The sequence below is a fragment of the Adhaeribacter terreus genome (genome assembly GCF_042657365.1).
Taxonomy (GTDB): Bacteria; Bacteroidota; Bacteroidia; order Cytophagales; family Hymenobacteraceae; genus Adhaeribacter_A; species Adhaeribacter_A terreus.
In genome coordinates, this window is record NZ_JBHSKT010000005.1 from 150,156 (window position 1) to 171,499 (window position 21,344).

Consider the following 21,344-nt stretch of genomic DNA (forward strand, 5'->3'; position numbering starts at 1 on the left):
CAGGGAAGTTCTATGTTTTGCTAAGTTTCGAAAGCCGATCCCAGTCGTGAGTTTTTATAACCAAAACGATACCGTTTTTACACCAACGCTGCGATATAAAAAAGAAGCCCTACAGTTATTTCTGTAAGGCTTCCAGATTATTAGGTCAACTTCTGAATTAATCTTTCTTTTTCTTATCGGAATACTGCTCGTAGCGTTCCGGGTCTTTTTTCTTGTCTTTTTTCCGGCCTACCGCAGCTCCGCCCACCGTACCAGCAGCGCCACCAATTACGGCACCTTTCTTACCGCCAATAATAGCACCGCCTACGGCCCCGGCTCCACCGCCAATTAAAGCGCCTTTGCCTTTTTTGCTTTTACCGTTTTTCTCCTGTTTCGGTTTGTCGTCGTCTTTGCCTTGCGCCTGTACCATGCCGGCATTCAGAAACAGAACGGTAAGCAGCAGCGAAAGGCATATTTTCAGGTTTTTCATAGCTTTGTTATTTAATTGATAATTAGATGTTTACTAAGCTATTAAACGTTTGGCAAAGGCTACTGGTTTTAGATCTTACTTTCAGAATAGCTGGAAAATGGTAGGGTTTTGAGGATAAAAAGTAAGAACAGGTAAAGTATGTATGTATTGGCAGTTATTTGTGCTATTTATGTTAATATATATTGTTAAGGAAATAATTCTATATGTAAGTATTAATTGTTATTGACCAGTTGATAAAAACAATTGGGCCACTTGTGTAATACGTTAGCCATTTGCACACTTAAATTAGTAACCTACCAGAGAGGGTAATGTATAATAATTATAAAAAATATTATTCGCTGAAATTTTACATTGTATTTCAGATGTAGGATCTGAACAAAATTAGAACAGAATAAATCTTTGCTCCTTTGACCAAGTGGAAATGTTTATTTGATCCACTTTCTTAACGCTAATATTTTACCCATGCCTCTTTCGGGTAAGATAAATTTTTGCTCCCCTTTACAATGCTGCGAAATCATTTAATTACATGATTTTAGCCTTCTCACTAATTTAACTGCAATCAAGTCATTCCTTAAAACTTCTGATAACAATATTATTGTCTGAGGTTTTCTAACGTCAGCTTTTCCCTGTCCAATCGCCGCTTTTCTTTCGGCGCTGCCTTCACACCAATATTTTTCAAAAGCATCTTATCAATATTCTTAAAGCATTTTTACTTATGAAAAAATTTACCCTTTTATGTTTTTCAGTAGTTTCTGTACTGCTGGTATTTCCTGTTTATGCGCAAACTGTAGTTACCGAAACCGATATAACGCGCCAGGCCGAAAATACACCGCCAACCAATAATTGGGTTGGGTATACAAGAAATGCCGGTACGCTTGTTTTTGTGCAAGGGCCGGGCGTTCCGCCACTTGGTTGCGGTAGTTTACAGTTTACAACGCCAGCCGGAACCGATAAAGCTTTCCTTTATAATTATGATCATATTGGCACCGAGCTTTCAGATATAAGTGGTCTGGCATATTCAACTTATAGAACCGCCGGCAGCGCAGCGCAGGTAGCTTCCATTAATATTGAAATAGATTATAATGGTGCAGATCCCGGTGGTTATGCTGTTTTGGTTTTTGAACCTGTTTATAATACCGGCCAGGGAACAGTAACCAATAATATTTGGCAAACCTGGGATGCTTATGATGGTGGAAACGCTATTTGGTGGTCTTCCAGGGCAATTAATGGAGTGTGTGCTTCCAGCTGTTTTGTAACCTGGAACTATATTCTTGCTAATAATCCGGAGACAGTAATTCTGGGTGGTTTTGGGGTAAACCAGGGTTCTGGCAATCCTGGTTTAGTAAGCGCTGTAGATGCCTTAACTATTACCGAAAACGGGAACACAACCACATATGATTTTGAAGCTACTCCGGCCGTAACTTATTATGCAGATGCAGATGGCGATGGGTACGGCGACCCGGATAACGCGATCACGAGTTGTTCTGCTACCCCGCCAACCGGTTATGTAACCAATAATTATGATTGTGACGATACCGGTGCTAAAAACAAAGTAATAGTATGTCATAACGGAAAAGCATTATGCATAAGTGAGAATGCGCTGCAAGCCCATATAAACCATGGCGACCAAGCCGGCCCTTGCAGCAACAGCACCAGAACTAATTTGGCTCTAATAAACTCAACTTCTCTTGAGAATAGTAAGTCTCTGGCTTATCCAAATCCTTCCCATGGTGAAGTAAACCTTCAGCTCTCTCAACAATCTTCCAAAGCCGAGATCATTATTATGAGATCTAATGGCGTTATTGTAGCCAGACAAAATACAATAGGAAGGAAACCGGAAAGCTTTGATCTGCGCAGAAACGGCCCGGGAGTTTATTTTATTAAGGTTATTACTGATAACGGCGTAGAAAATATGAAAGTAGTGATTCAATAATATTCCTTAATAAACTATTTCAGGTATCAGGGTAAAGCTGATATTTGGATATAAATAAAAGAACCGCTCAGATTTAATTCTGAGCGGCTCTTTTCAGTATACCAAAGTAGTGAAATATCGAACTTTATCCACCAGGATTTTACATGTTTAAGCGATATTTATTTTAGAAAACTTGCTGAGCTATAAGGTCATGTAGCTGTTCTAAAGGCCCGGCTGTATGCTTTTATTTTTTAACGCCCAACACTTAAATCTAAGATTAAAGTAATAGAATGTTATTCTTTAATAATTGAGCTAGTATTTGAATATAATATTGGTACCGTTCCGGATCCACTTTTCATAAAAGGCATTGTCCTGAAATTCCCCTGAAACTAATACGGAACCGCTTTCTGTAACAGGTGTGCGGGTGCTCATAAAGCCTGCAAGCAGGTTTTGATTATTAGGTACCCAATCCTGCCCCTTTTTAAGAGCAATGCATAAGTACTCATGGGTTAAGGTATCAACTAAATATTTCCTGTTCATCTTTCGCGTGGTAAAATTAACATTTATGAATGTGCTGTTAAGGCCTGGATAGCTGTAGCAGCATAAAAAAAGCCTTACCGGGAGTAAGGCTTTTTCATATAATTATATTTTAAAACTAAGCGCGTTTTACGTTCACTGCGTTTAGTCCTTTTCTTCCTTCCTGCAGGTCAAAGCTCACTGCGTCATTTTCTCTGATCTCATCTACAAGGCCAGATACATGTACAAAGTATTCCTGATCTGAATTTTGCTCTTTAATAAAACCGAACCCTTTCAGGTCATTAAAGAATTTTACTGTTCCGTTATTCATATGGTGTTTCTTAATGTATACCTATTACAAACCTGCAAAGATATACGTTCATTATTTTTTTACAATTTACAATAAATATTTTACAATTGATGTATTTTGTCGTTTTATAATTTGTAGCATTAGATCTAATTTATAAAAAACTTGATCTGAATCGCTGGTAAAGTTCTAAGCGAAGATGTCAAATATTCTTGCTTTTGCAGAAATAGCGTGCAGTCGGAACAAAATAAAAAAAGGCCTTCCGTTTTCACAGAAGGCCTTTTTAGTAGTCCATAGGGGAATCGAACCCCTGTTACCAGAATGAAAATCTGGTGTCCTAACCCCTAGACGAATGGACCATCAAAACGTTCAAAACCAAAACGTTTTTGGGGAAAATAAAACCTCACCACTTTCGGAGTAAGGTTTTACTTTAGGTAGCGGGAACAGGACTCGAACCTGTGACCTTTGGGTTATGAGCCCAACGAGCTACCAACTGCTCCATCCCGCACTGTTTGGTGATGCAAAAGTAGATAAAGATTTTGACTTTGCAAATTTTTACGAAAAAATATTTCAGAAAGTTAGAATTTACTTGCCAAACCAAAGTGCACCCGCGAGTTACTCAGGCTCAGATTCGGCTGTACTTCCGATCTTCCCACCGAATAAATAAACTGAAAAACCCCCGCAGGCGTGCCAAAACTCACTCCAGCGCCCAATCCCAACGGCAGATCCTCGTTAAAAGAACCCGGTAATTTACTTTGGTAATACGCCTGGTCGTAAAATAAAAGTAAGTAAGAATCTTCGGCGGTAAAAAAACGGTATTCCAGCGTGCCTAAAAAGTACGTGGAAGCATAAAACTCGAAATCGTTGAAACCGCGCAGCAGATTCAGGCCACCCAGCCGGAACATATCGTTGCGGAAGATCTGGTCATTCTGCACGGTTTCGCTGCGAAATCTGGTTAGTAAAACGCCGTTCTTGCCAATCGGGAAATAATTTTCGAGGCGCAAACTGCCCGTAAATTGCGTGCTTCTAAGTTTCAGGCTGTCGTAAACGCTTTGCGGCTCAATGGCGGCGTTCCGCGAAATAACTTTGTTGCCCAGTGCTACCTGCCCGGTAGCCAGAAAACCTTTCCTGGGGAAATAAAAATCGTCGAGGTTGTTCCATAAATAAGCGCCGCCCAAAGCCGTATATTTCACGTCGGCAAATTCCGGAATGGCGGTCAGGTTTTTCAGGTTTTCGGTGGAAAGCAAACGGGAGTTCCGGGTTTCGCCGAAGAACGTGATCTTGCCGTAGCGCGTGGTGTAATACGAAAACTGCAGCCGCGGCTTGATGTTGATAAACGTGGTGTCTTGCTTATACAAATTGAAATTAAAGCCCATTTCCAGCGGCGAACCCAGAATATTGGGTTGCAGATAATTCGCGTCCAGGATCTGCGAATTGCGGTCAACTTTGCGCGCCTGCAAACCCAGCTGAATGCCCGTGCCCTTAATATTCCGGATGTTGATATTGCCTTCCCAGATCAAAAGTGGTTTCTGGTTGGCCGCACCTTCGTCGGGTGGCAACACGCCAATTAAAGCATCTATCTGGTTGGCGTTGCGGTCTTCAATAAAGTAATACAACCGCGCTTTATTTTCAGCAAAACGCACCTGCGGCCTTCTGCTTACGTTTAAATAAGGCAACTGACGCAGCAACTGAAACGAACTTTCCACTTTGCGATGCTCATAAGGCTGACCCACCCTGATCTGTAAATACCGGCTCAGGAACTTCGATTTCGTTTTGGTCTTGCCTTCCACAATTATAGAATCGAAGGTTATAAGCGGGCCGCGTTCTACTTTGGCAATGGCCGCAATTTGCCCGTTATAAAGCTGAATAGAATCGAGGCGAACGGCTGCAAACGGATAACCGCTGTCTTCGGCATATTCTACCACGCGCTTCTGGAGTTTTACAAAATCGTCGGGCTTGAAAGGCCGGTTGCGGTAGAATTTTTCTTTGAAGCCCGCTTTCTGCAGCAAACCTTCGCTTAAATTTCCGTTCTTCAGCGCCACCCAGTTAAACTGCTGCCCCACGAACATATCCACAAAAAGGGTATCGTTTTTCCGGAAAAAAGTATCGGCCGAAGCCGTTAAATAGCCATCGTCGTGCAAAGCCAGAATCAGTCCGCGAACTTCCTGAAGCGCCGAAATGGAATCGGGTGCATCGCGTTTAAAACGGTATTTCTTCAGAATAACTTTATCGGTTTCCGAAGCACGCAGTTTCAGCGGAACTTTCTGCTGAGCAATTTTAGAAGGTTTGGGTTGTGCAGGCGGTAAACCGGAAGGCTGCGTGGGTAAACTGACCGGGTTCTGCGCCTGCGCCGCCTGTAGCACGAACGCAAAAAACAGAAACGCCGCAATTAGTTTGTACCTTTGTCTGAATTCGTTGTTCGTTGTTCCTTGCTGGTTGTTCGTAATCGGGAATTTCAGAAATGCGGCTTTTAGCTTCCGGAAAGAAGTTTGGTTTGAAAAGAAAAACAAAGAAAAAGCCTGCATTTTTAAACGAACGGAACCAACAAGCAATTAAACGATAAAAACCGTAGTTTTCGTTTTCCGGCAGCTGGTTTTTGAAAACCCGGCCTGAAAACGCTATACTTTTGAGCTGAAAAACTCAGAAAAACGCTATGATTTTCAGCCGAAAAAGTCAAAGCACAGAAACGGTATTCTTTTTAGCCTGAAAAGTCGTTCGTTCATTGCTGTTTAATAGAAATAGCACATTAGCACATTAAAAAATTAGCACCTTAAAATGGCCGGTATTTACTTTCACATTCCGTTTTGCAAGCAAGCCTGCCACTACTGCGATTTTCATTTCAGTACCAATACCAGCGCGTTGCCGCAAATGGTTTCGGCTATCTGCAAAGAGCTGGAATTGCGCAAAGATTATTTACAAGGCGAAGAAATACGAACGATCTACTTTGGCGGTGGCACACCTTCCCTCCTACCCGCCTCGAGTTTACAAGCCATTTTCCATACCGTTTTTCAGCATTACAACGTAATTCCGGAAGCTGAAATAACCTTAGAAGCCAACCCCGACGACCTTACAACGGAAAAGATTCAGGAACTAAAGAAGCTGCCCATAAACCGTTTAAGCATTGGTACGCAGTCTTTTCACGGGGAACATTTACGGTTAATGAACCGCGCACACAATTCCGAAGAAGCCCTGCAAAGCATCCGTGAAGCGCAAAAAGCCGGTTTCAACAACATTTCCATCGATCTTATTTATGGCATTCCGGCGCCCGATCATACGCTTTGGCGAAACGACCTGGAACAACTTTTTGCTTTGAACGTGCAGCATATTTCCTGCTATGCCTTAACCGTGGAACCGCAAACCGTATTAGGAAACTGGACCAAAAAAGGCAAATTCAAACCCGCCGAAGATGAATTCACCGCGCAGCAATTTGAGATTTTGCTGGCAGAAATGAAAAAGCACGGCTACACCCAGTACGAAATTTCCAACTTCTGCCAGCCCGGTTTCGAATCGAAGCACAACAGCAGTTACTGGCAAGGCGTGAAGTATTTAGGGATTGGCCCCAGCGCGCATTCGTTCAACGGCGTTTCCCGACAATTTAACGTAGCGCACAACTATCAATACATCGCCGCTTTAGAAAAGAACGAACTTCCTTTTACGCTGGAAGATCTTTCCATAGAAGACCAGGCCAACGAATACCTGCTCACGACTTTGCGCACCATTTGGGGAACCGATCTGGGCTATTTAAAAAACCAATTCGGCCTCGATCTTCTTGTTTCGCAAAAGGCATATTTAGCCGAATTGCAGCGAAAAAAATTAGCCGAAATTTCCGGAAATACTTTGAAATTAACCGATGCCGGAAAGTTACTCGCCGATCAGATCGCGTTAGATTTATTTGTGTTACCGGAAGAATAAGCTATTTTAGGAGCTTAAATCTTCTAAATATATGAAATTTCTCCGCACACTTATTTTAGCTTGTTTTATTGGCTCTCTTTCTGGTTGTGGAATTATGCTTGATGGGATAAATGCTTATGGATTAAAACATTATCCTGACGATTATATATTCACAAAACCAGACGGCACCACTTATCGGGAGTGGAATCTTGCCAAAGACCGCCGGAGCAAGTTAAAAGAAGACAGCATTTATCTGCGGAAATTTGAACTGAATGCTTTTACGATGCGCGATACTGCTTCTCGCCGCCGTACGCATATGGCATTAACAGCTGCTAACTTAAAGCAGATCGCAAGCCGGAATCAGCTTACTATTTTTACTACCTGGTTTCCAACTTGCGGGCCAAGTTTAGAAGCTTATACCATTCCAACGCTTAAAATGCTCGGCCAATTGAAAAAGCAAGGTATAGCTTTCAATACAGGACAAGTTGCTTTTGTTTTTGGTAGTGTATCTTATGATCTGGCTTACATGGATTATCGCTTAAACAAATGGAAGTTTCCTTTTCAAAGCTATATTATCCCATCGCCATTTTATTCAGAGAAAATCATCCTAAAAGAAATTGGCTTAAATCGTGAATTATTGCCGGAAGACTATGAAAAAGTAAAAGATGATATTAGTAACTATAAAGTTTTCCTGCTCGATAAAAATGGAAATGTAATTGATAAAGTAGTTGCAAATTATGATGATGCAGCTTTTGCCAAAGAGCTTGACCGGTTCGCAAAAAATATAAAAGCTTCCATTCTTTAAAATTCTTCTCCATCTTCACATTCTGTCATTCACGAATTCAATAATTCTCACATTAAAGAAAAATGCAAGCCATCATCACGCACGCCGGAAAACAGTATCAGTTTTCGCCTGAAAACCCCTTGGATATTTCGCTGCCCTTAAAACCCGGCGACGATACCGTAAATTGTTTCTGGGCCGAACCGGTGCAATTCGATACAATAAGAATTGGAAGCTTTGTAGGCAGCGTGGCTGAAGGCGGTTGTACCAATTACCAGCGCGTGCACGTAACCCCGCATGGCAACGGAACCCACACCGAGTGCTACGGCCACATTTCTCCCGACCCGGAAGCTACTATTTACAATTGCCTGAAAAAATATTTGTTTGTAGCGCAGCTAATTTCCGTAACGCCGCAAACCAAAGAAAACGGCGACCATGTAATTATGCTGGAAGATGTAAAGCCACATTTTAGTACCGAAAAACCGGAGGCCATCATTCTCAGAACCTTAGCTAATTCCGAAGCCAAGAAAACCGCGCATTATTCCGGTACCAACCCGACTTATTTAGAACCTGCTTTGGCGCAATTCCTGGTAGAAAATAACGTGGAACATTTGCTCGTAGATCTGCCCAGCGTAGACCGCGAAGAAGACGGCGGCGAACTTTTGGCGCACCACGCTTTCTGGCAATACCCGGAAAATATCCGCAAAAGCGCCACCATTACCGAACTCATTTTTGTGCCGGATGTAATAAAAGACGGGCTGTATTTACTGAATATTCAACTAACCAGTTTAACCCTGGATGCCAGCCCGAGCAAACCGGTTTTATACGAATTACAAGCGGTTTAAGCAGGTTTTAAAAATATAACTTCCGGCAAGCGCTATGCTTTAGCGCCTCAAAACTACTTTTAGACTCAATGCAACATCTTGTATATGAGTGTGTTTTGAAAATAAATTTGGAAGTTAGTGTAAAAGCGCCTTACCTTTGTAGCGAAATGAAATACAACACGCAAAATATTTTCTCTGTGAACTGCATGAAGCGCCACTATCTGGCAGCCGAAGGGAACCTTATTGCGTAACGAAAAAAAGAACGAATTCGATAAGCATACAGAAGCCCTTCGGTAAACCCGGAGGGCTTTTTTTATTCCTGAAATTTATAATGAAGAATTACGCAATTACGGTCTGTTCCCGCTTTAACGGCAAGCAAATACATTGCATGTATAAACGCTGTTGCCCGGCCCGAAGCGCACACTGGCATATTTGTAAGTAATTAAGCATTGCTGCAAAAACCATTCAAAGCCCTTCGAGCCAACCGCCGGAGGGCTTTTTTATTTTTTTAATCAGATTTTTTTAACCCTTAACCAATTACCATTATGAACACTACAACCATTATCAACCAGTCGTATCCGCAAGCTTTAGTTGCCATAGAGCATAGCAATTCATGTAATAAACAGGTAGAAGCCAGGCATATTATGGTGCCCGAAATTGCTAAAACACGTCTCTTCCGCCTGCACGAAGCTCCGGGCAAACCACCTTTTCTTGAACAGGTTATAAAACTGCTGCGGAGCCACGGGTTTGCCGAACGGGATTTCCGGATCGGAATAACTGGTTTCGGAGAAGTAAAAACCCACTTAGCTGAAATTGGTTTGGTAAGCACCACGCCCGGCTTTTACAACCTGCACATCGGCGGTAACCGCGCCGGCAGCCAGCTGAATAAAATTTACAGCATTCATGTTCCGGAAAGTACCCTGCTGAACGAACTGAACGAATTGCTGTTGATGTATAAAATTGCCCGCCAGCCGGGAGAAAAGTTCGGTGAATTCGTTAACCGGAAACAATTAGTTTAACCAAAGAATATCATGAAAATAGCCATAGAAGAATTACTGGAAGCTTTAGACAACGCCGCCGCCAAAACCCTGGGCCGCCAGCAACTAAATCTAAAGTACGCCGGCCTGAACCTCAAAGACTCGCAGGATAAAGCAATTTTGAAGCTTTCCGGCAACACGCTTATTATAGAACCGCAGATTCTGCAAGTGCATGAAGCCAATGTAGATATGAAGATCACGATCAGGCAACGCAGCTTTTCCGGGGAAGTCTCGGGCGTGCTAACCGCACAACTCAGTTTTATCCGGATGCCCATCAGCAGTTTTCTTCCCGAAGAAATTGCTGAAAATATTGCCGTGTTCACCACACTTTCGTTGAATTAGAATCAGGGAAAACGCAGCAGATCAGGCATAAAAAGTCTGCTGTTGACAACAAAAGTCAATAAACCAAAAAAGGAGAGCTTACAGGCTCTCCTTTTTCTTTCTATCCTGCCACTTACGGCAGAAACGAATATCTATTAAGTAATTATAAATGGCTATACTGTTTTATACGGTCATGTTACTTTTTCAGTTACAAACGCTATGGTTTTCTTAAAAAAACAATCAGAAACCCCTATAAATTGAAAAAGCCCTACATTTCTGCAGGGCTTTCTCTGGGTAATTTAATCAGCTCGAAAACCGGTTTAAATTACTTGCAATAGGTTATACGACTAAGCTTGTGCTTCGGTTTCAAACGGAATTACAGAAACGTAAGAACGATCTTTTCTTCCTTTTTTGAATTCTACTACACCATCAACCATTGCAAATAAAGTATGGTCTTTGCCCATGCCTACGTTCAGGCCCGGGTGGTGCGCAGTACCGCGCTGACGAACGATGATGTTACCAGCAATAAGCGGCTGACCACCGTAAATTTTAACGCCTAAGCGTTTGCTATGCGACTCACGACCGTTGTTCGAACTACCAGCTCCTTTTTTGTGTGCCATTTTCTTTTACAATTTATTCCAACCTGAAAGGTAAGAAAGGTTTTTAAATTTTTTAACTGAAAGATTTCCGGAAAATTAACCGATCTTATCGATCATTACTTTAGTGAAGTCCTGGCGGTGGCCATTTTTCTTCTTGTAACCTTTACGGCGCTTCTTCTTGAAAACGATAATTTTATCGCCTTTCACGTGCCCTAAAATTTTGCCAGTTACTTTCAGGTTCAGGAATGGTGCACCGATGCTCAGTTTACCATCATTGTCAGTAAGTAATACATTGGCGAACTCAACGGCGTCCCCTTCATTGCCGGAAAGCTTGTTAGTGTAGATGAACTTACCGCTCTCTACCTTGGTCTGGCGACCTGCGATTTCTACAATTGCGTACATCAGCTTCTATGTAATTTTGTTTAAGACTGCAAAAGTACGCACTCAAAACCACTTTACCAAACCCCGCCCATTATATTTTCTTCCGCCCAAATTATATAGCCGCCATGCTATATACCCAAGCCCCGAAACTATCCACAAAGTTGTATTAAAACGCTGTGAATAGAACTTTAATTAGCTGAAAATTAAGCGCCTGAAAGTTGTGGAGAAATACTGCTTTTTGTGGATAAAATTCGGGCGCTTCTCCCCTATATTTGAAACAGTTTTTCATAGAACCATTACCCAGTTTAAGAAAAACGAACTACTGCCAGCGAGAGAACCGTGACGTTGAAAGGCAATTATTTCTTATTGCAATTTGTTGAATACTAAATCTTTACCCATTATGGAGCCAATCTTAAAAGAAAACCCGAACCGCTTTGTGCTGCTGCCCATTCAGTACGATAACGTGTGGAAGATGTATAAACAAGCCCAGGCCAGCTTCTGGACTGCGGAAGAGATCGACCTCTCGGCCGACATCAAAGATTGGGAAAATCTGAACGACGGTGAGCGCCATTTCATCAGCCACGTGCTGGCTTTCTTTGCCGCTTCCGATGGCATTGTGAACGAGAACCTGGCGGTAAACTTTATGCAGGAAGTGCAGATCCCGGAAGCCCGCTGTTTCTACGGTTTCCAGATCATGATGGAGAACATCCACTCCGAAACCTACTCCCTGCTCATCGATACTTATATTAAAGACTCGAACGAAAAGACCCGCCTGTTCAACGCGCTGGAAACGGTACCGTGCGTGAAGAAAAAAGGCGAGTGGGCGTTGCGCTGGATCGAGAGTGAAAACTTTGCCGAGCGTTTAATTGCATTTGCTGCGGTAGAAGGCATTTTCTTCTCCGGTTCGTTCTGCTCTATTTTCTGGCTGAAAAAACGCGGTTTAATGCCGGGCTTAACCTTCTCTAACGAACTTATTTCCCGCGACGAAGGACTGCACTGCGATTTTGCCTGCCTGTTATATTCTATGATGGAAAACAAACTGCCGGAAAGTCGCGTGCGCGAGATCATTCAGGATGCCGTAACCATTGAGCAGGAATTCGTAACCGATGCCCTGCCGGTAGCTTTAATTGGTATGAACGCCGCCTTAATGAACCAGTACATCGAGTTCGTAGCCGACCGTTTATTAGTAGCCCTGGGTTGCTCTAAGATCTACAACTCCACCAATCCATTCGATTTCATGGAAATGATCTCGCTGCAAGGCAAAACCAACTTCTTCGAAAAACGCGTGGGCGAGTACCAGAAAGCCGGCGTAATGACCGAACGCAACGACAACGTTTTCTCCCTGGACGAAGACTTTTAATCTCGGATTTTCGATTGTTCGAGATTCGAATGTTCGATAAGTAAAGCACAGAAGTTGCTCTTCCGGATTTGAAATCCAAAAGCACTTATCAGGAGGATTTGCAATCCGACTTTTTAAGCTGAAAAGGATAGCGTTTTATAGCTGGCTGTAGAGCAAGGCGGATCACAGATCCGCAGCTATAAACCTCCGGATTACAAATCCGGAAGAGCGACTTTGAAAACGCTATGCTTAAAGCCTGAAAAACTACTTTCCAAGAAACGCTATAAAAATAAAGCCATGAATAAAGCCAAAGTAATAGCCAGCCTGATCAGCCTTCCGGAAGAATTCAAAACCGAAGAACTGATCGAGAAACTTTTATTTCTGGAGCAGGTGGAGAAAGGCGTGCAGGAGGTAAAAGAAGGTAAAACTGTGCCTTTTACTGATATAAAGAAGCAATTTAATTTCTCTTTAAACTAAGATGAAAGCACTGAAGAAATTTGCCTTACTTGGTTTGGTAGCGCCGCTGCTTTTCTCGCTGCTGTCTTTTACAAATGTTGGTGGCGGGGAAATTGTAACGATACGCATGTATGGACTTGGCTTTAGCGACCCACGAATCGTTGTTTCGTCAAAAGAAAAATCTACCGAAATTCAACTTGAGCGATTTAAAAATAACGCAGCCGAAAACAAGAATATGGAATTACTATCCAGAACGCTTGAGCAACATTATAAAGAAGGTTATAAAATAGAAACTTCCGATGTCGCTTTTATTAATGGCACGGGATTAATTTCCACCTACATCCTAACCAAATGAAACTGCTGAAGAAATCGATACTTCTGAGCTTAATAGCGCCGCTGCTTTTCTCCCTGCTGTCTTTTAAAAATGCAGTAGCCGGAGAAGGGAAAGTAGTAACTATTAGAATCTATGAATGCACTTATGGTTGTGAAGCTAAAATAATTATATCTACAAATGGTGAGCAAAAGCAAGTCACTCTAGAGAAGACAAAAGGGAAAGTTGACACTAACATTGACATCATAACTAATACGTTTGAGCAGTACTATAAAGAAGGATATAAAATAGAAGCATCAAACTCTATTTCTTCAACAGGCGCTAATCTTTTCAGTATAACCACCTACATCCTAACCAAATAACCCACCACTTTTCAACCCAAAAACGCTACCGTTTTCCGCAGAAAAATTGCACCAAAAATGGTAGGGTTTTAAAGCTAAAAAGTAAAATCTCCGTAAAAGCATTTAGCTATATAGCAAGCTGCTTTTAAAGAATAAGAACCGAAAATTAAGACAGAAACAGGCCTTTCCAGCCTGCGAGAACCATTAACTTAGGAAAAACATGTTAGTAGTAAAAAGAGACGGCAGACGCGAGTCGGTGAAGTTCGATAAAGTTACGGCCCGCATAGAAAAACTGTGCTACGGCCTGCACATGACCTATGTGAGCCCTATTGAAGTGGCCAAAAAGGTTATTGATGGTATTTACGACGGCGTTACTACCGTGGAGCTGGATAACCTGGCTGCCGAAACCGCCGCATCGCTAACCACCAAGCACCCCGATTACGCCATTTTAGCGGCGCGCATTGCGGTTTCCAATTTGCACAAGGTTACCAGCAAATCGTTCTTCAACACCATGAAGCAGCTCTACACCTACGTAGACCCGAAAACCGGCGAAAATGCCGCGCTGCTTTCCCGCGAAGTGTTCGAAGTAATTAAGAAACACGCTGCCGTTTTAGATTCTTCCATCCTTTACGACCGCGATTATTCTTACGATTATTTCGGTTACAAAACTCTGGAGCGTTCTTATTTATTGCGCCTGAATGGCAAGATCGTAGAGCGTCCGCAGCACATGCTTATGCGCGTGGCCGTGGGCATTCACAAAGACGATATCGATTCGGCGATTGAAACTTATAACCTGATGTCGGAGCGCTGGTTTACGCACGCTACGCCAACCTTATTCAACGCCGGCACGCCAAAACCGCAGCTTTCTTCCTGCTTCCTGTTAACCATGAAAGAGGACAGCATTGCCGGTATTTACGACACGCTGAAAAACTGCGCCATGATCTCGCAAAGTGCGGGCGGTATTGGTTTAGCGGCCAGCTCTATCCGGGCAACGGGTTCTTACATTAAAGGCACCAACGGCACATCCAACGGTTTGGTACCAATGCTGAAAGTGTTCAACGACACGGCCCGCTACGTAGACCAGGGCGGTGGAAAACGCAAAGGCGCTTTCGCTATTTACCTAGAGCCGTGGCACGCCGATGTCTTCGAATTCCTGGATCTGCGTAAGAACCACGGCAAGGAAGAAATGCGCGCCCGCGATCTTTTCTATGCCCTCTGGATCCCGGATCTTTTCATGAAGCGCGTGGAAGCCAACGGCGACTGGACCCTGATGTGTCCGCACGAATGCCCGGGTCTGGAAACGTCGCACAGCAAAGAATTCGAGCGTTTGTATGAAAAATATGAGCGTGAAGGCCGCGGCCGCAAAACCATTAAAGCGCAGGAATTGTGGTTTGCTATTTTAGAAAGCCAGACCGAAACCGGTACGCCGTACATGCTGTTTAAAGACCACGCCAACGCGAAATCGAACCAGCAGAACCTGGGTACCATCAAGTCTTCGAACCTGTGTACTGAAATTATTGAGTATACTTCTCCGGACGAAATTGCGGTTTGTAACCTGGCTTCTCTGGCTCTGCCGCGTTACGTGGTGGAAGATGCGAACGGTAAAAAACATTTCGACCACAAAAAACTGTACGACGTAACTTACCACGCTACCAAAAACCTGAACAAGGTTATCGATATTAACTATTACCCGGTAGAAGAAGCGAAAAACTCGAACCTGCGTCACCGCCCGATCGGGTTGGGCGTGCAGGGCTTAGCCGATACGTTCATTCATTTGCGCATGCCTTTCGAAAGCGAAGAAGCCGCGCAGCTGAACAAAGACATTTTCGAAACCATTTACTTCGCGGCCATGACGGCTTCGAAAGATCTGTCTAAGAAAGAAGGTCCGTATTCTACCTTCGAAGGTTCGCCGATTTCCCGCGGTATTTTCCAGTTCGATATGTGGGGCGTAACGCCGAATTCCGGTCGTTGGGATTGGGAAGCGCTGCGGAACGAAGTAATGGAGCACGGCGTGCGCAACTCTTTACTGGTAGCGCCAATGCCAACCGCTTCTACCGCGCAGATCCTGGGCAACAACGAAAGCTTCGAGCCATATACGTCTAACATTTACGTGCGCCGCGTACTGAGCGGGGAGTTCATGGTGGTAAACAAGCACCTGCTGAAAGACCTGATCAAACTCAACATCTGGAACGACAACATGAAAAACCAGATCATTGCGGCCAACGGGTCGATCCAGAACATTCCGAACATTCCGCAGAACATTAAAGATCTGTACAAAACGGTATGGGAGATCAAGCAAAAAACCATCATCGATCTGAGTGCTGACCGCGGCGCTTACATCTGCCAGAGCCAGAGCTTGAACCTGCACGTACAGAACCCGAACTTCGGTAAGCTGACCTCCATGCACTTCCACGCCTGGAAACGCGGCCTGAAAACCGGTATGTACTACCTGCGCACCAAAGCCGCCGTAGATGCCATCAAGTTCACGGTAGAAAAACAAGCCGCCGAAACGCTGGAGCCGATGATAAACGCCAAAGTTGAAGCTAATCAGGGGTATTCTGATATGCAATGTAGTTTGGATAATCCGGACGCTTGCGAGGCTTGTGGTTCGTAATTTTAGAATTGATTAGAAATAGAAAAGGGAGCTCAGAAATGGGCTCCCTTTTTTGTTTGATTAACTCATGTTAAACCAAGTATTTTATTTATTTTTAATGAAATATTGGAAATTGAATTTCAAGTTATACCTTTGAACTTAACTTATAAGTGAATTTGTTCGTACATATAGAAGAGTTCTGGGATTCAGAAAAGGTAAAATTTTACTCTTTACGAATTGAAGATGCTGATTATTTTGAAACTGATAATTTTATTGAGCGATTTTCAGATAGTGAACATAAAAGAGACTTAGAAGTTATTATAGAAGCTCTTCAAACAATTGGAGGAAAAAGAGGAGCTGAGGAAAGATATTTTAGACCTAAAAAGAACGCAAGAGCTTTACCTCAAATTAAAGGAGCCAAACTAAGGCTCTATTGCATAAGAGTTAGTAATGATATTGTTATCTTAGGGAACGGAGATATTAAAACTGCAAGAACCGATCAGGAATGCCCTAATGTAGGACCAATTTTTGAATTCATGAATAAGCTGGAAGCAGCATTCACAAATAAAGTAAGAGAAAAAGAAATTATCGTTGGCAATAAAAATCTTATTGGAGATCTAATTCTGGAAATCCATTATAACAGAAAGGCATAAGATTATGAAGAGCAAATTTTTTGACAAAATTGTTGTTTCAGAAGAAACAAAAAGGTTTGTGTCGAAATCGTTTGAAATTGGGGATGAAATTTTACGCATTCTCAAAGAAAAGAATATGACACAAAAAGAGTTAGCTGAAAAACTTGGGAAGAAAGAATCCCAGGTAAGTAAGTGGTTAACTGGAACTCATAACTTTACTTTAAAGACAATATCGCAGATTGAAGCAATTCTTAATGCTGATATAATTTTAGTACCTAAAACCTTTGAAATACACCTGAATATGGAGGTTCAGGCAGACAATCCAGAAAGCAATCTAGAAGAGAAAGATTTTGTAAATGTTTCCTTTAATAAAAGAGCTCTTCAGCTTACAGAAACTGAAGAGCTCTTTTCATAATAATAGAAATGGAAAAAAAGATTCCTTTTAAAACAGAACATATTGAAATCCTTGAGGCTAAGCTTACTCAATTCAATGTAAATGATATATCGGAAGAATCTTTTACTGTAAAAGATATTGAAACTTATAACTTCAATATTAATGCTGAATCTAGCATGACTGAAAAGCATTTGATTCGCATTATTATGGATGTAAGTATTTCAACTAATATTAAAGGAATTGATTATCCTTTAGGTAAAATGAAAACTCAACATATATTTCAAATTAAGAATATTGAAGAGTTACTAAGCTTAAACCAAGATTCTGAAAAAGCAAATAAAAGCCACGTGGACTTGCCTGATGTTATAGGAGCGACCCTGATTGGTTTATCTTATTCAGATACACGAGGGATGCTTATTTCAAGAGCTGCCGGCACAATTTTATCTAAAGTTATTTTGCCAGTTATTAATCCAAATCGCTTAACCGAAAAAGTAAGTCTTTAATCAATTTATATAAAAAAGCCCGGCGTATCTGCACCGGGCTTTTACTTTTTCAGGCCAAAACCATAGCGTTTTCCTTCCCACAAAAGCCCAATTATTTTTCGTTAACTTTATTACCGGAAAGGCGGTAAATTTAAAAGCTCCTTTTCTCTCTTTATGCCAGCCCAAAGCCTAAAAGACATTCTGATCCAACGCATCCAGTCCATCAACGACGAAGCTTTCCTGAACGCCCTGAAAGTTTTGACCGATGCCAAAATTGAGCATGATAATTACCAGCTAAGCCAGTTCGAGCAGGAGAAGATCAAAAAGGCCCAGCAGCAATACGCCCAAGGCGAAACTTCCAGCCACGATGAAGTAAAAGGCGAAATAAAGGAATATGTTTCCTTTGCTAAGGAAGTAAAACCTGAGAAAATACAAGGTTATACTTACGCTTTTTAAAAAACCGTAATTCTTAAATTTAACAACTTAAAAAGCCCGCTGCCACCGCACCGGGCTTTTACTTTTTCCACCCAAAACCATAGCGTTTTAATAAGCGGCCACAAACTTGCTGATCGCTTCGGCAACCACCTGGTTTAGCGTGGTATGTTTCTGAATGGCAACTAAAGCGGCTTTCTTATGCAGCTCCGGGTTTATGCGCACGTTGAAGGTTCCTTTAAAAGCTTTCTGGGGTTCTTTGCCTACTTCTTTGCATAGCTCAAGATAACCGTCTACGGCTTCGCGGAAGGAGTTTTCCAGTTCGTCGGGCGTGGTGCCTTCGAAGGTAACTACATCGGTAACCAGTTCTACTTTGCCAAAAAAGATGCGGTCTTCGGCGCTGTATTCTACGCTGCCGATGTAACCGTTATAGTTTAAAATATTGCTCATTGTTTCTTTCCTTTCTTCCTGAATTTCGTTGCTGCTCAAATTTTCAGGCTTTCCATAATTATTTTCAACTGGTAGGCTTTCAGAATGCTTCCCGGGTGCGGTTCGTGCAGGTAAATGATTGTTTTGCTTTCGGTATGCACAAATGCCCTGCGGCTACCACCCGTTTTTCCACCGGCTTTTAATTCGTAGCCATAAGCATTCATTAAGGTAGTTGCTTCTTTCCAGGTAAAATCCTTGGGCTTCGACTTAATGCGGGCTATAAGCTTTTCCAGTTTGCTCATATTACCTTTTACAATTGCAACTGGTTTTTAGTTGCTAAAAATAGTCAATATTATTCTAAGAAAGCAATTTCTAGTTACTAACCGCAAAAAAGCCCGCTGCCACCGCACCGAGCTTTTGACTTTTTCAGGCCAAAACCCTATCGTTTTAGCTAGAGCAAATCTTAAGGAATTGCCGGAAAATCAATTTTTTTTGATGCAAGTAACTATTGTTGTATATTGGCAGCGTTACTTTATACTCATCCTTTTTCTATGAAAACAATAATTACGCTTTTAGTTAGTTTCTTCGTTGCCATTACCGCAACTCAGGCACAGTGGGTTCCGCAAACCGTTCCGGCTAATGTTGACCTGGTCAGATATATAGATATTGTTGATCCGAATGTAATTTGGGCGTACCACCTCGATGTGGCGCCTAATATTTTGCGTACCACGAACGGTGGCGGTACCTGGTCTACAGTAACCGTAAATATTCCCAATGCAGCCGGCAAGACCTTCGATATTTTTTCGCTGGAAGCGATTGATGCGAATACGGCTTACATTGCTGGCGCGCTTGGGGGTAGTGTGGGGCCACGGCTTGCTCAGGTATATAAAACTACTGATGCCGGCATAACATGGACTTTAATTCCCGGTATTTACACGTCCCAGAATTCATACGTTAACTTTGTTCAGTTTTTTGATGCGAGTAATGGTGTGATAGTCGGCGATTTACAGGAAATTTACACGACGAATGATGGCGGAAATACCTGGACCATTGTTCCGCAAGCGAATTTACCGGCTCCGACAGCAGAAGATTACACCCTGGAAAGGAGAGTTGTTTTAGGCGATACGATCTGGGTTACGGCTGGAGGTATGCGGATCTATAAGTCGATCGACAAAGGATTGCATTGGACGGCTTCGAGCACCAATATAGTTGCGAATACTCCTGGTTTCGGGCCGATTCCGGTTGGTTTAGCCTTTCAGGATGGAAATATTGGCTTAGTCAACCATGGCAATAATTTAAGCCGGACTACCGATGGTGGCCAAACCTGGACCCCGGTTACTTATTCCGGCCCGTTCTTTAATTATGGAATTACTCATGTAACTGGTACTCCCCAAACGTATGTAAGTTTTACCCCTGTAAATACTAATCCGGGCATTTCTATTACCCACGATGGTGGTTTAACCTGGAGTCTGATGGATAATAATGCACATTCGAGCGCGGCCTTTATTAATAGCCAGACAGGTTGGAGCGGCGGAATCGGGACTATGTATAAATTAGCCGCTAATATTTCAGGCACTACCAAAGAATTATCTTCCGCAAACAATTTTGTGATCTATCCGAATCCGAGCCAGGGCCTGTTTACTATTATTCCAGCTTCAGCCAAATCTTTTAATTTAGAGGTCTATGACCTTGCCGGGAAAAGAGTAATGCAGCAGGAAGGTAATCGTTTCGGTAAAAATGCACTTGATCTTTCAGGGCAGAAAAAAGGTATTTACCTGCTTCATATTTTAAGTGGTGAGCAGCAGATCATAGAGAAAATCGTTTTGCAATAATGCCTGTTTATTCCAATAAAAAAAGCCCGATGCAGCTGCACCGGGCTTTTGACTTTTTGGGGCTGAAGCCCTACCGTTTTTAGAACTTACAAACCCGCAATATTAACTCTTAAAATATTGCCTTTGGTTTTCTTGCCTTCGTTGGAAATGAAGAGTTCGCCGGCGGGGCTGAACGCGATGCCCTCAGCTTTGTAGAACTCGTTTTTGCTGAACGGGAAGCGGTTTTTGATTTCGCCGTTGGAGTCTAAAACCACGATCTGGCAGTTTTTGGCGTCGGTTACGTAGATGTTGCCGGTTTGCGGGTGTACCTGCACTTCGGAGGGCATCATGGTTTCTTCGTTATCGAAAATGCTGGCAAAAACCTGGTGACTGAAATCGATCTTATAAACCGGCGTTGGGTTCAGCTTTTTGGTGCTCAGATCGAAGCTGTAGATGCCTTTATAAGTCTTGCTGTTGGAATCCTGGTCTTTTACGGCCAGCAGCAGGCGGTTATTTTTGGCATCGTAACCCAAGCCTTCGATGTTGTTGTCTTCGGTGAAAGCGGTTTGGTGCTCGGTAACTTTCGGGCGGTTGCTTTCAAAATCGGCTACTTCAAACAAACGGCCGTCGGAGCGAACCACGTAGGCGGTTTTGCCTACCACGGTTATGCCTTCAAAATCGCCGGGATCGGTAAAATCTACTTCGCGCTCTATTTTAGCGGTGGCGGTGTTGTAAATGAAAATGGTGCCCAGTTCGTCCTGCACGCAGGCAAAGCGGTTCGGGCTCAGGTAAGCAATGCCGGAAACTTCGCGGAGCACATCGGGTACTTCCCACTTGGCAACCACCTGAACGGCTTTGGAAGCGGGTTCTTTGTCGGCTTTACTTTTTTTGCCTTTATCGGTGGCGATCTCGGTTAAAAGTTCCGGTTTCAGCATTTCCGATGCTTCGGTTACCAGGAAAAAAGCCGATAATCCTAACCCTACAATGCCTGCTGCTATCTTTTTCATCTTGGTATCTCCTTTATTTGAAAGCCCGGCGCAAACGCCTTTGGTGGCTCGAAATTTAT

The 21,344-nt window shown here is 42.7% G+C and carries 24 protein-coding genes and 2 tRNA genes; 16 read left to right on the top strand and 10 right to left on the bottom strand.

The features are described 5' to 3' along the window. Nucleotides 1-157: 157 nt before the first annotated feature. Nucleotides 158-469: a YMGG-like glycine zipper-containing protein gene (locus ACFPIB_RS10135; protein ID WP_378017338.1), complete on the bottom strand. Its 312-nt coding sequence runs from the start codon at nt 467-469 to the stop codon at nt 158-160. A gap of 715 nt (nt 470-1,184) precedes the next feature. On the opposite strand from ACFPIB_RS10135, the gene ACFPIB_RS10140 reads away from it, so the two are divergent. Continuing rightward, complete coding sequence (locus tag ACFPIB_RS10140) at nt 1,185-2,402, top strand: T9SS type A sorting domain-containing protein (protein ID WP_378017339.1); 1,218 nt, start codon at nt 1,185-1,187, stop codon at nt 2,400-2,402. Between the two features lie 634 nt (nt 2,403-3,036). Here the strand turns inward: ACFPIB_RS10140 and ACFPIB_RS10145 are convergent. The 4 genes from ACFPIB_RS10145 to ACFPIB_RS10160 form a co-directional block, all read right to left on the bottom strand. Beyond that, nucleotides 3,037-3,228, bottom strand: coding sequence for a cold-shock protein (locus tag ACFPIB_RS10145; protein ID WP_378017340.1), 192 nt, complete (start codon nt 3,226-3,228; stop codon nt 3,037-3,039). A 263-nt stretch (nt 3,229-3,491) separates the two neighbouring features. After that, a tRNA-Glu gene (locus ACFPIB_RS10150) sits at nt 3,492-3,563 on the bottom strand. A gap of 76 nt (nt 3,564-3,639) precedes the next feature. Then, nucleotides 3,640-3,712 (bottom strand) — tRNA-Met (locus ACFPIB_RS10155). A 70-nt stretch (nt 3,713-3,782) separates the two neighbouring features. Beyond that, complete coding sequence (locus ACFPIB_RS10160; RefSeq protein ID WP_378017341.1) at nt 3,783-5,729, bottom strand: POTRA domain-containing protein; 1,947 nt, start codon at nt 5,727-5,729, stop codon at nt 3,783-3,785. Nucleotides 5,730-5,979: 250 nt separating this feature from the next. Here ACFPIB_RS10160 and hemW point away from each other — a divergent pair, with 250 nt between their 5' ends. From hemW to ACFPIB_RS10185, 5 genes are all read left to right on the top strand, one after another. Next, on the top strand, nt 5,980-7,116 hold the full coding sequence (hemW, locus tag ACFPIB_RS10165; protein WP_378017342.1) for a radical SAM family heme chaperone HemW: 1,137 nt from the start codon (nt 5,980-5,982) through the stop codon (nt 7,114-7,116). Between the two features lie 31 nt (nt 7,117-7,147). After that, nucleotides 7,148-7,900, top strand: a complete 753-nt coding sequence (locus ACFPIB_RS10170) for a hypothetical protein (protein WP_378017343.1) — start codon at nt 7,148-7,150, stop codon at nt 7,898-7,900. A 62-nt stretch (nt 7,901-7,962) separates the two neighbouring features. Next, nucleotides 7,963-8,721, top strand: coding sequence for a cyclase family protein (locus ACFPIB_RS10175; protein WP_378017344.1), 759 nt, complete (start codon nt 7,963-7,965; stop codon nt 8,719-8,721). Nucleotides 8,722-9,245: 524 nt separating this feature from the next. Further along, a complete protein-coding gene (locus ACFPIB_RS10180) occupies nt 9,246-9,719 on the top strand; it encodes a hypothetical protein (protein WP_378017345.1) in 474 nt (157 codons plus the stop codon). 12 nt (nt 9,720-9,731) lie between these two features. Next, nucleotides 9,732-10,079, top strand: a complete 348-nt coding sequence (locus ACFPIB_RS10185; protein WP_378017346.1) for a hypothetical protein — start codon at nt 9,732-9,734, stop codon at nt 10,077-10,079. Between the two features lie 326 nt (nt 10,080-10,405). On the opposite strand, the gene rpmA is transcribed toward ACFPIB_RS10185, so the two are convergent. Together rpmA and rplU are read right to left on the bottom strand one after the other, a co-directional pair. Beyond that, complete coding sequence (rpmA, locus tag ACFPIB_RS10190) at nt 10,406-10,678, bottom strand: 50S ribosomal protein L27 (protein ID WP_150903174.1); 273 nt, start codon at nt 10,676-10,678, stop codon at nt 10,406-10,408. A gap of 75 nt (nt 10,679-10,753) precedes the next feature. Then, a complete protein-coding gene (gene rplU / locus ACFPIB_RS10195; RefSeq protein WP_378017347.1) occupies nt 10,754-11,059 on the bottom strand; it encodes a 50S ribosomal protein L21 in 306 nt (101 codons plus the stop codon). A 379-nt stretch (nt 11,060-11,438) separates the two neighbouring features. Between rplU and ACFPIB_RS10200 the strand changes: the two genes are divergently transcribed. The 9 genes from ACFPIB_RS10200 to ACFPIB_RS10240 all read left to right on the top strand — a co-directional run bounded on the left by ACFPIB_RS10200 (nt 11,439) and on the right by ACFPIB_RS10240 (nt 18,062). Then, complete coding sequence (locus ACFPIB_RS10200; protein ID WP_378017348.1) at nt 11,439-12,398, top strand: ribonucleoside-diphosphate reductase small subunit; 960 nt, start codon at nt 11,439-11,441, stop codon at nt 12,396-12,398. Between the two features lie 276 nt (nt 12,399-12,674). After that, nucleotides 12,675-12,854 carry a hypothetical protein gene (locus tag ACFPIB_RS10205; protein ID WP_378017349.1) on the top strand — a complete coding sequence of 60 codons (180 nt, stop codon included), beginning with the start codon at nt 12,675-12,677 and terminating at the stop codon, nt 12,852-12,854. A 1-nt stretch (nt 12,855) separates the two neighbouring features. Then, nucleotides 12,856-13,188, top strand: coding sequence for a hypothetical protein (locus tag ACFPIB_RS10210; RefSeq protein WP_378017350.1), 333 nt, complete (start codon nt 12,856-12,858; stop codon nt 13,186-13,188). Next, complete coding sequence (locus ACFPIB_RS10215) at nt 13,185-13,526, top strand: hypothetical protein (protein WP_378017351.1); 342 nt, start codon at nt 13,185-13,187, stop codon at nt 13,524-13,526. The genes ACFPIB_RS10210 and ACFPIB_RS10215 overlap by 4 nt, the downstream gene beginning before the upstream one ends. Nucleotides 13,527-13,725: 199 nt before the next feature. Beyond that, nucleotides 13,726-16,119, top strand: coding sequence for a ribonucleoside-diphosphate reductase subunit alpha (locus tag ACFPIB_RS10220; RefSeq protein WP_378017352.1), 2,394 nt, complete (start codon nt 13,726-13,728; stop codon nt 16,117-16,119). 155 nt (nt 16,120-16,274) lie between these two features. Then, nucleotides 16,275-16,751 carry a hypothetical protein gene (locus tag ACFPIB_RS10225; protein ID WP_378017353.1) on the top strand — a complete coding sequence of 159 codons (477 nt, stop codon included), beginning with the start codon at nt 16,275-16,277 and terminating at the stop codon, nt 16,749-16,751. A gap of 4 nt (nt 16,752-16,755) precedes the next feature. After that, the gene (locus ACFPIB_RS10230) at nt 16,756-17,145 is read left to right on the top strand and encodes a helix-turn-helix domain-containing protein (protein WP_378017354.1); all 390 of its coding nucleotides are present in this window, start codon (nt 16,756-16,758) and stop codon (nt 17,143-17,145) included. 8 nt (nt 17,146-17,153) lie between these two features. Further along, on the top strand, nt 17,154-17,627 hold the full coding sequence (locus tag ACFPIB_RS10235) for a hypothetical protein (RefSeq protein ID WP_378017355.1): 474 nt from the start codon (nt 17,154-17,156) through the stop codon (nt 17,625-17,627). Nucleotides 17,628-17,780: 153 nt separating this feature from the next. Further along, the gene (locus ACFPIB_RS10240; protein WP_378017356.1) at nt 17,781-18,062 is read left to right on the top strand and encodes a hypothetical protein; all 282 of its coding nucleotides are present in this window, start codon (nt 17,781-17,783) and stop codon (nt 18,060-18,062) included. Between the two features lie 87 nt (nt 18,063-18,149). On the opposite strand, the gene ACFPIB_RS10245 is transcribed toward ACFPIB_RS10240, so the two are convergent. Together ACFPIB_RS10245 and ACFPIB_RS10250 are read right to left on the bottom strand one after the other, a co-directional pair. Beyond that, entirely contained in the window at nt 18,150-18,488 is a 339-nt protein-coding gene (locus tag ACFPIB_RS10245) for a type II toxin-antitoxin system HicB family antitoxin (RefSeq protein ID WP_378017357.1), read from the bottom strand. A gap of 35 nt (nt 18,489-18,523) precedes the next feature. Next, the gene (locus tag ACFPIB_RS10250; RefSeq protein WP_378017358.1) at nt 18,524-18,769 is read right to left on the bottom strand and encodes a type II toxin-antitoxin system HicA family toxin; all 246 of its coding nucleotides are present in this window, start codon (nt 18,767-18,769) and stop codon (nt 18,524-18,526) included. A 249-nt stretch (nt 18,770-19,018) separates the two neighbouring features. Here ACFPIB_RS10250 and ACFPIB_RS10255 point away from each other — a divergent pair, with 249 nt between their 5' ends. After that, nucleotides 19,019-20,299 carry a T9SS type A sorting domain-containing protein gene (locus ACFPIB_RS10255; protein ID WP_378017359.1) on the top strand — a complete coding sequence of 427 codons (1,281 nt, stop codon included), beginning with the start codon at nt 19,019-19,021 and terminating at the stop codon, nt 20,297-20,299. A gap of 86 nt (nt 20,300-20,385) precedes the next feature. Here the strand turns inward: ACFPIB_RS10255 and ACFPIB_RS10260 are convergent, their stop codons facing one another. Next, nucleotides 20,386-21,285: an SdiA-regulated domain-containing protein gene (locus ACFPIB_RS10260; RefSeq protein ID WP_378017360.1), complete on the bottom strand. Its 900-nt coding sequence runs from the start codon at nt 21,283-21,285 to the stop codon at nt 20,386-20,388. Between the last annotated feature and the right edge of the window lie 59 nt (nt 21,286-21,344).

Excerpts from the sequence above, each read along its gene's own strand:
- ACFPIB_RS10240 (WP_378017356.1), top strand. The coding sequence starts at position 17,781 with ATGCCAGCCCAAAGCCTAAAAGACATTCTGATCCAACGCATCCAGTCC.
- hemW (WP_378017342.1), top strand. The coding sequence starts at position 5,980 with ATGGCCGGTATTTACTTTCACATTCCGTTTTGCAAGCAAGCCTGCCAC.
- ACFPIB_RS10145 (WP_378017340.1), bottom strand. The coding sequence starts at position 3,228 with ATGAATAACGGAACAGTAAAATTCTTTAATGACCTGAAAGGGTTCGGT.
- ACFPIB_RS10170 (WP_378017343.1), top strand. The coding sequence starts at position 7,148 with ATGAAATTTCTCCGCACACTTATTTTAGCTTGTTTTATTGGCTCTCTT.
- ACFPIB_RS10185 (WP_378017346.1), top strand. The coding sequence starts at position 9,732 with ATGAAAATAGCCATAGAAGAATTACTGGAAGCTTTAGACAACGCCGCC.
- ACFPIB_RS10175 (WP_378017344.1), top strand. The coding sequence starts at position 7,963 with ATGCAAGCCATCATCACGCACGCCGGAAAACAGTATCAGTTTTCGCCT.
- ACFPIB_RS10210 (WP_378017350.1), top strand. The coding sequence starts at position 12,856 with ATGAAAGCACTGAAGAAATTTGCCTTACTTGGTTTGGTAGCGCCGCTG.
- ACFPIB_RS10230 (WP_378017354.1), top strand. The coding sequence starts at position 16,756 with ATGAAGAGCAAATTTTTTGACAAAATTGTTGTTTCAGAAGAAACAAAA.
- ACFPIB_RS10160 (WP_378017341.1), bottom strand. The coding sequence starts at position 5,729 with ATGCAGGCTTTTTCTTTGTTTTTCTTTTCAAACCAAACTTCTTTCCGG.
- ACFPIB_RS10255 (WP_378017359.1), top strand. The coding sequence starts at position 19,019 with ATGAAAACAATAATTACGCTTTTAGTTAGTTTCTTCGTTGCCATTACC.
- ACFPIB_RS10140 (WP_378017339.1), top strand. The coding sequence starts at position 1,185 with ATGAAAAAATTTACCCTTTTATGTTTTTCAGTAGTTTCTGTACTGCTG.
- ACFPIB_RS10215 (WP_378017351.1), top strand. The coding sequence starts at position 13,185 with ATGAAACTGCTGAAGAAATCGATACTTCTGAGCTTAATAGCGCCGCTG.
- rplU (WP_378017347.1), bottom strand. The coding sequence starts at position 11,059 with ATGTACGCAATTGTAGAAATCGCAGGTCGCCAGACCAAGGTAGAGAGC.
- ACFPIB_RS10220 (WP_378017352.1), top strand. The coding sequence starts at position 13,726 with ATGTTAGTAGTAAAAAGAGACGGCAGACGCGAGTCGGTGAAGTTCGAT.
- ACFPIB_RS10235 (WP_378017355.1), top strand. The coding sequence starts at position 17,154 with ATGGAAAAAAAGATTCCTTTTAAAACAGAACATATTGAAATCCTTGAG.
- ACFPIB_RS10180 (WP_378017345.1), top strand. The coding sequence starts at position 9,246 with ATGAACACTACAACCATTATCAACCAGTCGTATCCGCAAGCTTTAGTT.
- ACFPIB_RS10260 (WP_378017360.1), bottom strand. The coding sequence starts at position 21,285 with ATGAAAAAGATAGCAGCAGGCATTGTAGGGTTAGGATTATCGGCTTTT.
- rpmA (WP_150903174.1), bottom strand. The coding sequence starts at position 10,678 with ATGGCACACAAAAAAGGAGCTGGTAGTTCGAACAACGGTCGTGAGTCG.
- ACFPIB_RS10245 (WP_378017357.1), bottom strand. The coding sequence starts at position 18,488 with ATGAGCAATATTTTAAACTATAACGGTTACATCGGCAGCGTAGAATAC.
- ACFPIB_RS10250 (WP_378017358.1), bottom strand. The coding sequence starts at position 18,769 with ATGAGCAAACTGGAAAAGCTTATAGCCCGCATTAAGTCGAAGCCCAAG.
- ACFPIB_RS10200 (WP_378017348.1), top strand. The coding sequence starts at position 11,439 with ATGGAGCCAATCTTAAAAGAAAACCCGAACCGCTTTGTGCTGCTGCCC.
- ACFPIB_RS10205 (WP_378017349.1), top strand. The coding sequence starts at position 12,675 with ATGAATAAAGCCAAAGTAATAGCCAGCCTGATCAGCCTTCCGGAAGAA.
- ACFPIB_RS10135 (WP_378017338.1), bottom strand. The coding sequence starts at position 469 with ATGAAAAACCTGAAAATATGCCTTTCGCTGCTGCTTACCGTTCTGTTT.